Annotated in this window: 15 protein-coding genes; 7 read left to right on the top strand and 8 right to left on the bottom strand. The window is 72.3% G+C overall.

Annotated features, from left to right (window positions below; all coding sequences use genetic code 11):
* Nucleotides 1–305: 305 nt before the first annotated feature.
* Both ABZ193_RS41395 and ABZ193_RS41400 read right to left on the bottom strand, forming a co-directional pair.
* Nucleotides 306–806, bottom strand: coding sequence for a polyadenylate-specific 3'-exoribonuclease AS (locus tag ABZ193_RS41395; RefSeq protein ID WP_020421002.1), 501 nt, complete (start codon nt 804–806; stop codon nt 306–308).
* A gap of 20 nt (nt 807–826) precedes the next feature.
* Nucleotides 827–1,588 (bottom strand): lysophospholipid acyltransferase family protein, encoded by a 762-nt coding sequence (locus ABZ193_RS41400; RefSeq protein ID WP_020421003.1) that lies wholly within the window; start codon nt 1,586–1,588, stop codon nt 827–829.
* Nucleotides 1,589–1,774: 186 nt separating this feature from the next.
* Here ABZ193_RS41400 and ABZ193_RS41405 point away from each other — a divergent pair, with 186 nt between their 5' ends.
* The 3 genes from ABZ193_RS41405 to ABZ193_RS41415 are packed head-to-tail and all read left to right on the top strand — an operon-like array spanning nt 1,775 to nt 4,130.
* Entirely contained in the window at nt 1,775–2,545 is a 771-nt protein-coding gene (locus ABZ193_RS41405; protein ID WP_027936294.1) for an alpha/beta fold hydrolase, read from the top strand.
* Nucleotides 2,542–3,027, top strand: a complete 486-nt coding sequence (locus ABZ193_RS41410) for a hypothetical protein (RefSeq protein WP_237340183.1) — start codon at nt 2,542–2,544, stop codon at nt 3,025–3,027. Before ABZ193_RS41405 ends, ABZ193_RS41410 begins: the two co-directional genes overlap by 4 nt.
* A complete protein-coding gene (locus ABZ193_RS41415; protein ID WP_354714225.1) occupies nt 3,024–4,130 on the top strand; it encodes a glycerate kinase in 1,107 nt (368 codons plus the stop codon). The genes ABZ193_RS41410 and ABZ193_RS41415 overlap by 4 nt, the downstream gene beginning before the upstream one ends.
* 124 nt (nt 4,131–4,254) lie before the next feature.
* Here the strand turns inward: ABZ193_RS41415 and ABZ193_RS41420 are convergent, their stop codons facing one another.
* The 3 genes from ABZ193_RS41420 to ABZ193_RS41430 are packed head-to-tail and all read right to left on the bottom strand — an operon-like array spanning nt 4,255 to nt 6,332.
* Nucleotides 4,255–4,965 carry an MBL fold metallo-hydrolase gene (locus ABZ193_RS41420; protein ID WP_017983832.1) on the bottom strand — a complete coding sequence of 237 codons (711 nt, stop codon included), beginning with the start codon at nt 4,963–4,965 and terminating at the stop codon, nt 4,255–4,257.
* Between the two features lie 10 nt (nt 4,966–4,975).
* On the bottom strand, nt 4,976–5,728 hold the full coding sequence (locus ABZ193_RS41425) for a DUF427 domain-containing protein (protein WP_354714227.1): 753 nt from the start codon (nt 5,726–5,728) through the stop codon (nt 4,976–4,978).
* A gap of 28 nt (nt 5,729–5,756) precedes the next feature.
* On the bottom strand, nt 5,757–6,332 hold the full coding sequence (locus tag ABZ193_RS41430) for a TetR/AcrR family transcriptional regulator (protein WP_020421008.1): 576 nt from the start codon (nt 6,330–6,332) through the stop codon (nt 5,757–5,759).
* A gap of 99 nt (nt 6,333–6,431) precedes the next feature.
* Between ABZ193_RS41430 and ABZ193_RS41435 the strand changes: the two genes are divergently transcribed.
* The 4 genes from ABZ193_RS41435 to ABZ193_RS41450 are packed head-to-tail and all read left to right on the top strand — an operon-like array spanning nt 6,432 to nt 8,502.
* Nucleotides 6,432–6,626, top strand: a complete 195-nt coding sequence (locus tag ABZ193_RS41435) for a DUF2795 domain-containing protein (protein ID WP_027936295.1) — start codon at nt 6,432–6,434, stop codon at nt 6,624–6,626.
* Nucleotides 6,627–6,631: 5 nt separating this feature from the next.
* The gene (locus ABZ193_RS41440; protein WP_354714229.1) at nt 6,632–7,636 is read left to right on the top strand and encodes a DNA topoisomerase IB; all 1,005 of its coding nucleotides are present in this window, start codon (nt 6,632–6,634) and stop codon (nt 7,634–7,636) included.
* A gap of 28 nt (nt 7,637–7,664) precedes the next feature.
* Nucleotides 7,665–8,321, top strand: coding sequence for a HemK2/MTQ2 family protein methyltransferase (locus tag ABZ193_RS41445; protein ID WP_027936296.1), 657 nt, complete (start codon nt 7,665–7,667; stop codon nt 8,319–8,321).
* Complete coding sequence (locus ABZ193_RS41450) at nt 8,299–8,502, top strand: CDGSH iron-sulfur domain-containing protein (protein WP_020421012.1); 204 nt, start codon at nt 8,299–8,301, stop codon at nt 8,500–8,502. Before ABZ193_RS41445 ends, ABZ193_RS41450 begins: the two co-directional genes overlap by 23 nt.
* A 40-nt stretch (nt 8,503–8,542) precedes the next feature.
* Here the strand turns inward: ABZ193_RS41450 and ABZ193_RS41455 are convergent, their stop codons facing one another.
* The 3 genes from ABZ193_RS41455 to ABZ193_RS41465 are packed head-to-tail and all read right to left on the bottom strand — an operon-like array spanning nt 8,543 to nt 12,122.
* On the bottom strand, nt 8,543–9,529 hold the full coding sequence (locus ABZ193_RS41455; protein ID WP_354714236.1) for an iron-containing redox enzyme family protein: 987 nt from the start codon (nt 9,527–9,529) through the stop codon (nt 8,543–8,545).
* A gap of 41 nt (nt 9,530–9,570) precedes the next feature.
* A complete protein-coding gene (locus tag ABZ193_RS41460) occupies nt 9,571–10,707 on the bottom strand; it encodes a glutamate--cysteine ligase (RefSeq protein WP_354714232.1) in 1,137 nt (378 codons plus the stop codon).
* Nucleotides 10,632–12,122, bottom strand: a complete 1,491-nt coding sequence (locus ABZ193_RS41465) for an FAD-dependent oxidoreductase (RefSeq protein ID WP_354714234.1) — start codon at nt 12,120–12,122, stop codon at nt 10,632–10,634. The genes ABZ193_RS41460 and ABZ193_RS41465 overlap by 76 nt, the downstream gene beginning before the upstream one ends.
* Nucleotides 12,123–12,393 lie beyond the last annotated feature (271 nt).

Below are 12,393 nucleotides of genomic sequence, written 5' to 3' on the forward strand. Positions count from 1 at the left end.
TCCCGAACCCGATCTTTCAGTGTTCGGTTGCCGAGACACCGCGTCAAGGCGGGAAAGCGTGCCTTGACCCGGTGGCTCGGCAACCGATTTGGCTGCGGATCGGGTTGCGGGAGAGGGGTGGCTCGGGGGGGTTGGTGGCCTGGGTTGCCGGGTGCGGTTTTCGTGGGGTGGCTCCGGGGGCGGCCTGCGTTGCCGAGTGCGGCTGCGGGGTGGCTCCGAGGGTGGCCGGCCCGCGTCGCCCGGCGCGGCTACGGCCTGGCTCCGGGGAGCGGCCCGCGTCGCCGAGCGCGGCTGCGGCGTGGCCGTCAGGCGGGGTAGCCCTTGCGTCGCCGCACTTCGTCGATGATGCGCCACCGCTCCAGGTTGAAGCGTGCGTCGGCGAGGGCGTCGTGCGCGTTTTGCGGCGGCAGGGGCAGCTTGGGCTTGCCCACGTCCTCCCACCGCTGCCGCAGGTCGCGCGTGAACCGGGGCAGCTGGCGCGGCAACTCGGGCATCGTGCCCCACAGCTGGGCCAGCGCGACATGATCGTAGGCCGCGTACCAGGCCCACAGCTCGATCCCGCCCGGCGGGCGGCCGAAGAACTCCAGCAGGTCCGCCCGGATCTGGGCCCGGCTCCGCCACGCCTTGTCGGCAGGCGAAGGCAGCTTCGGCAGGACGTTCTCGCGCACCCACGGGCCGGCCTTGGCGGGGTCGAAGTCAGTGGAGACCGCGTAGAACTCGCGTCCCCGTTCATCCACGACACCGATCGACACCAGGTCGATCGTCACGCCGTCCTCGATGAATTCGGTGTCGTAGAAGAAACGCACCGTGGCACCTTAGTCAGGGATCAACCGGCCTTGGTCTCCGGTACCCGGTCGGCGTCGGGCAGGCCACTCTGCGCAGGCACCACCGCGCGCACCCCGGCGGCCTCCGCGGCCATCAGCTCCTTGGCCTTCGCCGCGTAGATGTCCACGTACTCCTGGCCGGAGAGCTCCATCAGCGCGTACATGATCTCGTCGGTGATGGACCGCTCGACGAACCGGTCGCCGGACAGGCCCGCGTACCGCGAGAAGTCCAGCGGCTTGCCGAACCGGATCTCCAGCCGCCGCGGGATCCACATCTTCGAGCCGATCGGGTTGACCTTGTCGGTGCCGATCATGGCGACCGGGACGACCGGGACACCGGCCTCCAGCGCGACACGGGCGACACCCGTCTTGCCCTTGTACAGGCGGCCGTCCGGGGAGCGGGTGCCCTCCGGGTAGATGCCGAGCAGGTTGCCCTCGCGCAGCAGCCGGATCGCGGTGTCCAGCGCGGCCTGCGCGGCCGAACCGCCGGAGCGGTCGATCGGGATCTGGCCCGCGCCGGTGAAGAACCACTTCTTGAGGGTGCCCTTGACGCCCTTCTCGGTGAAGTACTCCTGCTTCGCCGGGAAGGTGACGCGGCGCTTGACGCGCAGCGGCATGAAGAACGAGTCGGCGACCGCGAGGTGGTTGCTCGCGAGGATGGCGCCACCGGTCTCCGGGACGTTCTCCACCCCGGTCACCTTCGTGGGCCACAGGAGCCGGAGCAACGGCCCGAGCAGCACGTACTTCAGCAACCGGTAAAGCACCGGGACGCCCTCCAACCTGCCCGAACAGCCTGCCGGAACCAGAGTAGGAAACGCCGTCCAACCGCACAACGGCCGCACCCGCAGTGGGCGGGAGGTCACAGCCGGGGGACGTCGTCCGACGGGCGCTCCCGGAGCGGCCCGGGGCATGCGACGATGGGGCCGCGTTGGAGGAGAAGGGCGGATGCCATGCCTGTGCTCGCCGGTGCGGAACCGTTCGCGCACACCGGTTCGGCCGAGGTCGGGGTGCTGCTGTGCCACGGTTTCACCGGCACCCCGCAGAGCCTGCGGGGCTGGGCCGAGCACCTCGCCGCGCGGGACTTCACCGTGCGGCTGCCCCGCCTGCCGGGACACGGCACGACGTGGCAGGAGATGAACAAGACCGGCTGGCCCGAGTGGTACGGCGCGGTCGAGCGCGAGTTCCTGGACCTGCGGGAACGCTGCCAGTCGGTGTTCGTGTTCGGCCAGTCGATGGGCGGCACGCTCGCGCTGCGGCTGGCGCAGCGGCACGGGGGCGCGGTCGCCGGGCTGGTGCTGGTCAACCCCTCCGTCACGCGGCTGAGCTGGGACACCAAGCTGCTGCCCGTGCTGTCCCGGGTGGTGCCGTGGTCGCGGGGCGTCGCCAACGACATCGCGAAGCCGGGCGTCACCGAACTGGCCTACGACCGGGTGCCGGTGCGGGCGGCGGCGAGCCTGGCGCGGCTGTGGAAGCTCGTGCGGGCCGACCTGCCGCTGGTGACCCAACCGCTGCTCCTGCTGCACTCGCTCGTTGACCACGTCGTGGAACCCGAGAACGCGCGCATCGTGCTGGACAACGTGCGCAGCCGGGACGTGACGGAAGTGGTGCTGGAGAAGAGTTTCCACGTCGCGACCCTGGACCACGACGCGCCGCTCATCTTCCGGCGTAGTGTCGAGTTCGTGGAAGCGGTCCGTGACCCGGGGCAGGTGGGGGCCCGATGAACTCACGCGTACCCGACCCCGAGGACGTCGACGCCACATTCGCGGCGATCGTCGCGGACCTGCGGGCCGAGGGGGTCGGCCTGATCGACGACGACGTCGAGGCCGAACGGGCGCCCGCGCGGCCCGAACCGGCTGAGCCGGAGAAGCCCGCCGAACCGGAGAAACCGGCCGCCGAGGCGAGCTGGCGCGGTGGCGGCACCCCGTGGGAGGACACCGTGCTGGGCGACGACCCGGCCGGTTCCGGGGACGACGAGCACTACGTGCCGCCGGAGCCGCCGCCACTGCCGCGGCCGGGCAAGGGCGCGTTCGTCGTGCTGCTGTTCTTCGTCGTCGGGCTGCTGTTGCTGATCGTGCCCGGCGTGATCGGCGTGAGCACCACCGTCGCGACCCCGCTCGGGATCCTGGCGCTGGCCACCGCGATCGCGTTGCTGCTGCTGCGCGTCAAGCAGGGCCCGCCGGACGGCGACGGGGCGCAGGTGTGACGCGGGTCGTCGTCGCGCCGGACAAGTTCAAGGGCACGCTGCCCGCCGACGCGGTGGCCGCCGCGATCGCGGCCGGGCTGCGGCGCGGGCGGGCCGAGGTCGAGGTGCTGGAGTGCCCGATCGCCGACGGCGGCGATGGCACGGTGGCCGCCGCGGTGGCCGCAGGCTTCGAGTTCGTGCCGGCGCGGGCGAGCGGACCGGTCGGCGAGCCGGTCGACACGGGCTACGCGCGCCGGGACGGCACGGCGGTGATCGAGCTGGCGGCGGTATCCGGGCTGGCGTTGCTGGACGAGCTGGCGCCGCTCACCGCGACGACGCTCGGGGTCGGCGAGCTGATGCGCGCCGCGCTGGACGCCGGTGCGTCCCGGCTCGTGCTGGGCCTCGGCGGAAGTTCGAGCACCGACGGCGGGACCGGGCTGCTGCGGGCGCTCGGCGCGCGGCTGCTGGACGCCGACGGTGCGGAGCTGCCGCCCGGCGGGGCCGCGTTGCAGCGCCTGGCGCGGGTGGACCTGGACCGGCTGGACCCGCGGCTGCGCGAGGTCGAACTGCTGGTGGCGAGCGACGTCGACAACCCGCTGTTGGGCCCGCACGGCGCGGCGGCGGTGTACGGGCCGCAAAAGGGCGCTTCGCCAGAGGACGTCGAGCTGCTGGAGTCAGCGTTGCGGCAGCTGGAGGGGGTCGTGCGGGGGTCCGGGGTCGACGTGGCGAACGTGCCGGGCGCGGGCGCGGCCGGCGGGACGGGTTACGCGCTGGCGATGCTCGGGGCGTCGTTCCGGCCGGGCATCGACGTGGTGCTGGAGCTGACCGGGCTGACCGAGAAGCTGCCGGGCGCGGACCTGCTGATCACCGGCGAGGGCTCCCTGGACGAGCAGACCCTGCGCGGCAAGGGCCCGGCTGGCATCGCCGCGGCGGCCGCCGAGCGCGGGATCCCGGTGGTGGCGCTGGCCGGGCGGAACACGCTGTCGCCGGAGGCCCTCCGGTCGGCGGGCTTCACCGCGGCGTACGGGCTGACGGACATCGAGCCGGACGTGCAGCGCTGCCTGACCGAACCGGCGCCCCTGCTGGAGCGGCTCGCCGAGCGCGTGGCGCGGGAGTACCTCTAGCCGCCGGGCATCGGTGAGGCCGGCCAGCCGCGGGCCTGCGTTGCCAGGCACCGACCACGGCCCGGACCCGGACCAAGCCCCTCGCCTCCTCGAACACATCGCCGAGCAGGCCGCCCCGGCTCTCCTAGCCACCGAACATGGTGCGCCACTCGTCGAGGTTGCGGGGGCGGTAGACGAAGTTGTTCTCCTTCACCGACGACAGCGAAGCCGACGGCGCGGCCGAGTACTGGTGCCCGGGGTAGACCACCGGGTCGCCCGGCAGGTCCGCGAGCCACCGGAGGCTGTGGTACATCGCCTCGGCGTCGCCGCCGGGGAAGTCCGTCCGGCCGCAGCCCTCCAGGAACAGGGTGTCCCCGGCGACGAGACGGCCGTCGACCAGGAAGCACTGGCTGCCCGGCGTGTGGCCGGGCGTGTGCAGCAGCCTGATCGACACCGCGCCGACCTCGACGACGTCGTCGTGGTCGTGTCCCGTCAGGTCCGTAGCCGACACGCCGGTGACCCGCTGGACCCACTCCGTCTCGTTGCGGTTGACGTGCACCGGCACGCTCTCCCGGGCCAACAGCTCGGGCAGGCCGGCCAGCGTGAAGCCCATCATGCTGCCGCCGACGTGGTCGGGGTGGTGGTGCGTCGCCAGCACCCCGGTCAGCCGCATGTCGTCGGCGGCCAGCACGTCGAGCAGGTCCCCCACCGCGTACGCCGGGTCGACGACCACCGCCTCCCTGGTCTCCCGGTCGCCGATCAGGTAGGCGAAGTTGACCATCTGGGTGGCCACCGGGTCGCCCACCGCGAAGTCGCGGCCGGACAGCAGCTGGCGGAAGTACAAGCGGTCGGACATGCCCCGAAGACTAGAACTTCGTCTTCGGCCGCTCCTGCTTCACCCCGTCCAGGTACACGTCGACCTTCTCGTCGTAGAAGGCGACCAGCCCCTGCACCTTCTGGCTCTCCGGCAGCGGCGACCGGTAGTACCAGACCACGTCCTCGTGCAGCCGGTCGCCGACGCGGACGGAGTAGTACGAGGCCTCGCCCTTGTACGGGCACCGGGTGATCGTGTCGCTGGGCTCCAGCAGGTCGAGCCGGACGTCGGTCTTGGGCAGGTAGTACCGCGTCGGCAGGCCGGTCTCGAACAACAGCCGCGGGCTGCGGGACTCGGCCACGGTCACGCCGTCGATCTCGATGCGGACGTGCCGCGAGCTGGCGAGGATGTCGACGCGCGTCCGCGGGTCGCGGGGGTGCACGAAGATCTCCTCGTCCTCCTCGAACCACGCGTCCATCGCGGCGAAGTCGAGCCGCACGTGCCCCTTGAGCGCGTCCAGCGGCGAGTCCTGGTACTCCAGCGCCGCGCCGGCCGCCTCGCGGTCGCCCACCCGGACGGTGAACACGTCGGCGTCGCCGCGGCTCGGCGAGTGCGCCGTCTCCCCCGTGGCGACCAGGTACTCGGTGCGCACGTCCGCACGCGGGACGTAGTAGGCCGGGTAGTACGGGACTTCCCACACCATGAGCGGGCGCAGCGTGTCGGCGACGACCTGGCCGCCGAAGACCGCCCGTACCCGCTTGGTGCCCGGCTCGGTCCGGACCCGGCCACGACCATCGGTTGTCATACCGGTCGCAACCACGACGGGCGCGGGCTTATTTCCGGTGCCGGGCCAGCAGGTCGCGCGCCATTTCCCGGGCCCGCACGGCGGCGTCGGCGTCCCCTTCGGCGGCGGAGACGATCGCGCCCTTCATGAGCAGGTGCCAGGAGCGGGCGAGGTCCTCCGGCTCGGCCAGGCCGGCCTCCCTGGCCAGGCCGGCCACGATGCCGCGGATGGTGTCCAGGTGCCGGATGCAGGCCTGGCCGAGCGGGTGGTCGGCGCCCATTTCGAGCAGGACGTTGACGAACGCGCAGGCGTCGAAGTCGGCCGGCGAGCGGAACCAGTCGTCGAGCACGTCGAAGATCGCCAGCAGCCGGTCCTCCGGCGTCTCGCCGCGGGCGCGGGCCTGCCGTTCGATGAGCCCCACGGTCCACCGCTGCTCACGCCGGTCGAGGAAGGCCAGCACGAGGTCGTCCTTGGACGGGAAGTGCCGGTACAGCGTCGCCTTGGCGACCTGCGACCGCGCGATCACCTCGTCCACCCCCACCGCGCGGATGCCGCGGCGCGAGAAGAGCTGGTAAGCGGTCTCCAGGATCCGCTCACGGGCACCGGCTGGCAGGGTGGTGGTCATGGCGCGCCGATGATAACCCGGCAGAACCGTGTTCGGTACCGTCGGACAGACCGGTCTGATCGGCCGTTTGCCGGGGTGGACCGGGGGTATCCGGCGACCATGACCACGCCCGACCCCGACCGCCTCCGCACCCTTCTGTCCGAAGTGGACTTCCCGTGCGACCGGGCCGAGCTGATCCGGCAGGCGACCGCGCACGGCGCGGACGACAGCACACTCGGGCACCTGGGCGCGATCCCGGACTCCACCTACCCGGACCTCGACGCCGTCACCAGCGCCTGCACCCGGATCACCTGACGCCGATGCGCCTGCGCAAGAGCAAGCTCTCCGAACCCGGGATCCGGCGGCAGCGCAGCGGCCGCGGCTTCCGGTATTTCACCCCCGAGGGGGAGCCGCTCCGCGATGAGGAAACCCTGCAGCGGATCAAGAGCCTCGCCGTGCCGCCCGCGTGGCGCGACGTGTGGATCTGCCCCCACCCGAACGGCCACATCCAGGCGGTCGGCACCGACGACGCCGGCCGCCGCCAGTACCGCTACCACGACCGCTGGCGCCAGGCGCGGGACGAGGAGAAGCACGAACGCGTCGTCGAACTGGCGAAACGGCTGCCGAAGTGGCGTCTGCACATCGCCGAGGACCTGGCCAGGCCGGGCCTGGGTTGCGAGCGCGTGCTGGCCGCCGCGCTGCGGATGATCGACCGCGGCGTGTTCCGGGTCGGCAGCGAGGAGTACGCCGAGAACAACGGCACCTACGGGGCCGCGACGCTGCTGCGAGAGCACGTCACCGTGAAGCGGGACGAACTGAACTTCTGCTACCCGGCCAAGGGCGGGATCGAACGCGACATCACGCTGACCGACCCCGACCTGGCCGCCGTGGTCAAGGCGTTGCGCAGGTCGCGCACCGGCAGCGACCGCCTGTTCGTCTACCGCACACCCAACGGGTGGCACGAGGTCCACGCCGACGAGATCAACGAGCACTTCAAGGAGATGGTCGGTGACGAGTTCACCGTCAAGGACCTGCGGACGTGGAACGCGACCGTCCTCGCCGCCACCGCGTTCGCCGTCGCCGACGAGGTGAAGTCCCAGCGCGGGCTGAAACGCACGCAGGCCGCGGTGATGCGCCAGGTTTCCGAGGAACTGGGCAACACACCGGCGGTCTGCCGCAAGTCCTATGTAGATCCACGCATCGTGGAGGCGCACGCGAACGGCAAGACCATCGCCTCCGCCGTGCGCCGGATCGGCGGGGTCCGCGGCGACGAGGACCGCGAGGTGCTGGAGCGGGCCGTCATCCGTCTGCTGGGCGGAGTTTGACTTCTCCCGCCGGTGGTACCTGCAACAGGTGAAACTGCTGAGACTTCCCGGGGTGTACCGGCCGCAGGCGGACACCTGGCTGCTGATGCGCGCGATGCGGGAAGCGCGCCTGCCGGCCGGCGCGCGGGTTCTCGAGGTGTGCACCGGCACCGGCGCGCTGGCGATCGCCGCGGTCCGCAATGGAGCGGCGAGCGTGACCGCCGTGGACCGGTACCTGCCCGCCGTGCTGAGCGCGCGGTTCAACACGCGGGTGCGCCGCCTGCCCGTGGAGGTCCGGCACGGCGACCTCTCGCAGACCATCGAGGGCGCGCCGTTCGACGTGGTGCTGGCCAACCCGCCCTACGTGCCGTGCGAGTCCGACGAGGACCCGGACGGCGCCGCGCTGGCCTGGGACGCGGGCGCGGACGGGCGCAAGCACCTGGACTGCCTGTGCGACCGGGCCCACGACCTGCTCACCCCCGGCGGGACGATGCTGGTGGTCCATTCGTCTCTCTGCGGAATCCGCCAAACGGTGGAAATGCTGCGGGACAACGGCTTGAAGACCTCGGTGGTGGCGCGGGCGATCGAGCCGTTCGGCCCGGTGCTGCGCGGCCGCGCCGACTTCCTGGAACGCGCCGGGCTCATCGCGCCCGGCCAGCGACACGAGGAACTGGTGGTGATCCGTGCCGACCGGACGGAACGCTGAACCCCGCAAGGTGACGCTCGTGGACGGCGGGCCGGTGCTCGTGGAGGGGCCCGTCGAGCTGGAGATGCCCGACGGCACGGTCGCCCGCTCCGACCGGTTCATGGTGGCGTTGTGCGCGTGCCGCCGCAGCAAGCGGTACCCCTTCTGCGACACCAGCCACCGCAAGCGCGTGCGGAACTGACGAGGAGCGGCGGGCCACAGGTCCGCCGCTCCTCCGCTGTCTACAGGGGCTTGCGGAGCGCGCTGCGGCCCTGCTGCCACGCGCCCAGCACGTGGTCGGCGAAACGCTGCTCCACCAGGTCCGTGGCCTGGATGCCGAACACGATGTCGCCCGCCAGTCCCGGTTCGGTCGCCAGCAGTCCGCCGAGGACGTCCCGGCGCATGACCTGCTCGTGCACCGCGTCGGCCTCGATGTGCTCGGTGTAGAAGTACCGGCAGCGCTCGTCGGCGTCCAGGCGCCGCAACGCCTTCTCCATGCGCTGGGCGCTCGGCGCGGTGGTGATCTCGGCGGCGGCGAAGTGCCCGGCCAGCGCGGCGCGGAACCGCCGGTGCAGGCCGAACAACGACATCATGTTGACCACCGCGAGCATGCACGCCGGGGCGTGCTCCAGGTAGTGCAGGTACTGCGAGTTCAGCCCGGCGCCGTCGAGCAGGTCCGCGTAGAGCTGGGCGTGCACCTGGTCGGCGCGGCCGCCGCCGTACTCGTCGAACTCCACGGCCACCAGCGCCGCCTTCGGCTTGCCACGCAGCCGCGGGATCACCCACGCGTGCGGATCGGCCTCCTTGTGGTGGTAGATCGAGCGCAGCACAAAATACTCGCGGACCTGGTCCCAGGTGCCCTCGGCGGCGAGGAAGTGCGACAGGCCGGCGCCGTTGACCGGCTCGACGAGCAGCGGCGCGAGCGCCTCTTCGACGTCGTCGCCGCCGGGCGTGTGCGCGCGCAGCGCGGCCAGGAACACCCGCTCCATGGCGGCACGCAGGCGCAGCAGGTCGGGGTCCCACTCCCAGTCCGGGTCGACCCCGGTGAACCCCTGGTAGTGCAGTTCGTAGCAGACGTGCAGGGCGAGCTGCAGGTCCTCGCCGAACGGGTCGGCGTCGGCGGTCTCCGGCAGCTCCGGGAAGTCCCCGCGCTCGTCGCGGCCGAGTGCGTCGATCACGGCCTCCGACAGCGGTCCTCTGGCCGCCGGGAGGGCAGCCGAAAGCGTCATGGCAGTCGTCACGACGCACGGTTACCCCTGGCGGCCGGCTATCAACCCTGGTGGGTGAGGGTGGCGAGCAGGGCGGGCAGGCCCGCCGCGACGGCCTTGCGCTGGCGACGGGCGCCGCTGCCCTCGCAGCGCAGGCGTTCCAGGACGATCGCCACCAGGTCCCGGTCCCCGGTCTCGTCCAGGGCGGGCGCGACGAACTCGACGAGCTCCTCGACCAGTTCCCAGGCCGGCACCCGGCAGGCACGCAACGGGTGCACTCCCTCGCCGTCGATGCCGTCCCGGGCCGCCGCCCACAACGCGGCCGCGCCGACCTGCTCGGACATCTCCGGCGGCGCGGTGTCCGTGGCGAGCGCGCGCCGCACCAGGGCGCGGGACAGCACGGCCTGCAGCACCGCCTCGTCCACACTGGACGCCGCGTCGGCGACGCGGAACTCCAGCGTCGGGAACGCCGTGGACGGCCGGACGAGCCAGAACGACATGGACTCGTCGACGAGCGCGCCGCAGTCCACCAGCCGCCGCACCTCGGCGCGGTAGGCCGCGTGGTCGGGGAAGTGCGGCGGGATCCCGGCGCCGGGGAAGCGGGACTGCTGCACCATGCGCCAGCTGCCGTAGCCGGTGTCGCGGCCGTGGTCGAACGGCGAGTTCACCGACAGCGCCAGCAGCGTCGGCAGCCACGGGCGCAGGTGGTTCATCACCGCGACCGCGGTCTCCGGGTCGGGCACGCCGACGTGGACGTGGCAGCCGCACGCCTCGTAGTCGGCGACCATGCCGCGGTAGATCCGGTCGATGTCACCGAACCGGCCGTCCTGGTTGTCCGATGTGGATGGTCCGGACAGGACCGGGGTGCCGCAGGAGGCGACGACCGCGCCGTGCACGCGGGCCGCGTCGGTGAGGGCCTTGCGGCTCCGGACGAGCTGTTCGCGCAGCTCCCGCGCGCCGGTGCACACGCCGGTCGCGGTCTCGACCTGGGTGGCGCGCAGCTCGCGGTGCAGTTTGGCGCCGGGCGGCAGCGGCGGGTCCGCGGCCAGGATCGCGGCCGCCCGCGGCAGGGTCGCGCCGGTGGCGGGGTCGAGGAGCAGGAACTCCTCCTCGACGCCGACGGTCAGGCCGGCGGCAGCGGGCGGGTCGCCGGGCCCTGGATCACCGAGCCGTCCGTGGCGAATCGCGATCCGTGGCATGCGCAGTCCCAGGTCTTCTCGGCGTTGTTGAACGCGACGACGCAGCCGAGGTGGGTGCAGCGGGCGCTGACCTCCCGCAGCTGCCCGTCCTCGCCGCGGTAGGAGGCGACGACGTCGGCGCCGCGACGCGACACCTTGGCGGTCCCCGGGGCGAGGTCGCCGGCGGTGGAGGTGAGGGCGCGGGTGTACCCGGTCACGTACTGCTTGCCGACCTTGGCCCCGTCCTCGGCGAGGGTGACCGAGGACTTCAGGTCGAAGCGGTTCGGGTCGTAGAGGTTCGCGGCGGGGTGGTCGCCGCCCGTGATCAGCTCGGTCAGGACGAGGCCGGCGGAGGTGCCGCCGGTCATGCCCCACTGGCCGAAGCCGGTCGCCACCCACACGTGGTGGGTGGCGGGGTGGTAGCGGCCGATGTAGGGCACGTTGTCGAGGGTGGTCATGTCGTGCGCGGACCAGCGGTGGGTGGCCTTGGTGACGCCGAAGGTGGTGGCGGCCTCGGCGAGACGCCGGTAGCGGGCCTCGACGTCGACCGGCTCGCCCGTGCGGTAGTGCTCGCCGCCGACGATGACGTAGTGGCGGTCGCCCTCGGTGTGGCCGCGGATGGACCGGTGGGTCACCGCGTCCAGGTACATGCCGGGCGGCGCCTCCCCTTCGCCTGCGACGACCAGGTCGCGGGTGATGTCGAGGCGCGCCCAGTACAGGCCGCGGTCGAAGATCGGGTAGTGGGTGGCCACGACGACGTCGCGGGCCTTTACCTCGCCGCGGTCGGTGTGCACGGTCGGCGAGGGCCGCTCGTCGAGCTTGCGGGCCCGGACCCGCTCGACGATGCGCCCGCCGAGCCGCTCGATGTGGTCGGCGAGGCCGAGCAGCCAGTGGCGCGGGTGGAACTGGGCCTGATCGACGAACCGGACGGCGCCGACGGTGGTGATCGGCAGGTCGACGTGCTCGACGAAGTCCGCGGGCAGCCCGGCCTCGGCGGCTGCGTCGGCCTCCTGCTGGAGCTTGCCGAGCTGGGAGCTGTCGGTGGAGTAGACGAAGCTGTCCCGCCGGCGGAAGCCGCAGTCGATGCCCAGTTCGGAGGACGTGCGGGCCACCCACTCGATCGCCTCCAGCTGGGCACGCCCGTACCTGGTGGCGGCGGGCTTGCCCTTGCGGGAGGTGAGGGTGGCGTACTTGAGGGCGTGCTGGGCGGACAGCTTCGCGGTGGTGTGACCGGACACGCCCGACGCGACCTGGGCCGCCTCCAGGACGACCACCGACTTGCCGGCACGAGCGAGCCCGTAGGCGGTGGTGAGACCCGCGATACCGGCCCCGATGACGACGACGTCCGCCTCGGCGGGCAGATCCCGCCCGGCCCGGTCCGGCGCCGGCGCGGTGTCCACCCACAGGGAACGCGGTTCAGGCAGCTCGATGCTCACGGCCCAGATTGCCCCAGGTAGAGCGGCGCGAAACGCCGTGCCCTAACCCAAGGTAGCTGGGTGGTCATCCCGGAGCCTGCCCGTCCGGCGAGGACTCTTTTGATCTTTTCCGCCCTGCGGGCGGTGCGCCTCACGGCGCTCGAAAGGTCACCTTACGACCACCCCCGCCCCCGATGCCTGATTGTGTTTCAGTCGCCGAGCAGGCTTGTCAAGGCGGGAAAGCGTGCCTTGACAACCCTGGTCGGCGACTAAAGATCGGCTGTGGATCGGG

Origin of the sequence: Amycolatopsis sp. NPDC006125 (genome assembly GCF_040614195.1) — a bacterium.
Classification (GTDB): Bacteria; Actinomycetota; Actinomycetes; order Mycobacteriales; family Pseudonocardiaceae; genus Amycolatopsis_E; species Amycolatopsis_E tucumanensis.

What these genes read in the sequence shown, in the direction of transcription:
- ABZ193_RS41455 (WP_354714236.1), bottom strand. Translation starts at nt 9,529, where the DNA reads ATGACGCTTTCGGCTGCCCTCCCGGCGGCCAGAGGACCGCTGTCGGAG.
- ABZ193_RS41425 (WP_354714227.1), bottom strand. Translation starts at nt 5,728, where the DNA reads ATGACAACCGATGGTCGTGGCCGGGTCCGGACCGAGCCGGGCACCAAG.
- ABZ193_RS41405 (WP_027936294.1), top strand. Translation starts at nt 1,775, where the DNA reads ATGCCTGTGCTCGCCGGTGCGGAACCGTTCGCGCACACCGGTTCGGCC.
- ABZ193_RS41420 (WP_017983832.1), bottom strand. Translation starts at nt 4,965, where the DNA reads ATGTCCGACCGCTTGTACTTCCGCCAGCTGCTGTCCGGCCGCGACTTC.
- ABZ193_RS41410 (WP_237340183.1), top strand. Translation starts at nt 2,542, where the DNA reads ATGAACTCACGCGTACCCGACCCCGAGGACGTCGACGCCACATTCGCG.
- ABZ193_RS41460 (WP_354714232.1), bottom strand. Translation starts at nt 10,707, where the DNA reads ATGCCACGGATCGCGATTCGCCACGGACGGCTCGGTGATCCAGGGCCC.
- ABZ193_RS41440 (WP_354714229.1), top strand. Translation starts at nt 6,632, where the DNA reads ATGCGCCTGCGCAAGAGCAAGCTCTCCGAACCCGGGATCCGGCGGCAG.
- ABZ193_RS41435 (WP_027936295.1), top strand. Translation starts at nt 6,432, where the DNA reads ATGACCACGCCCGACCCCGACCGCCTCCGCACCCTTCTGTCCGAAGTG.
- ABZ193_RS41430 (WP_020421008.1), bottom strand. Translation starts at nt 6,332, where the DNA reads ATGACCACCACCCTGCCAGCCGGTGCCCGTGAGCGGATCCTGGAGACC.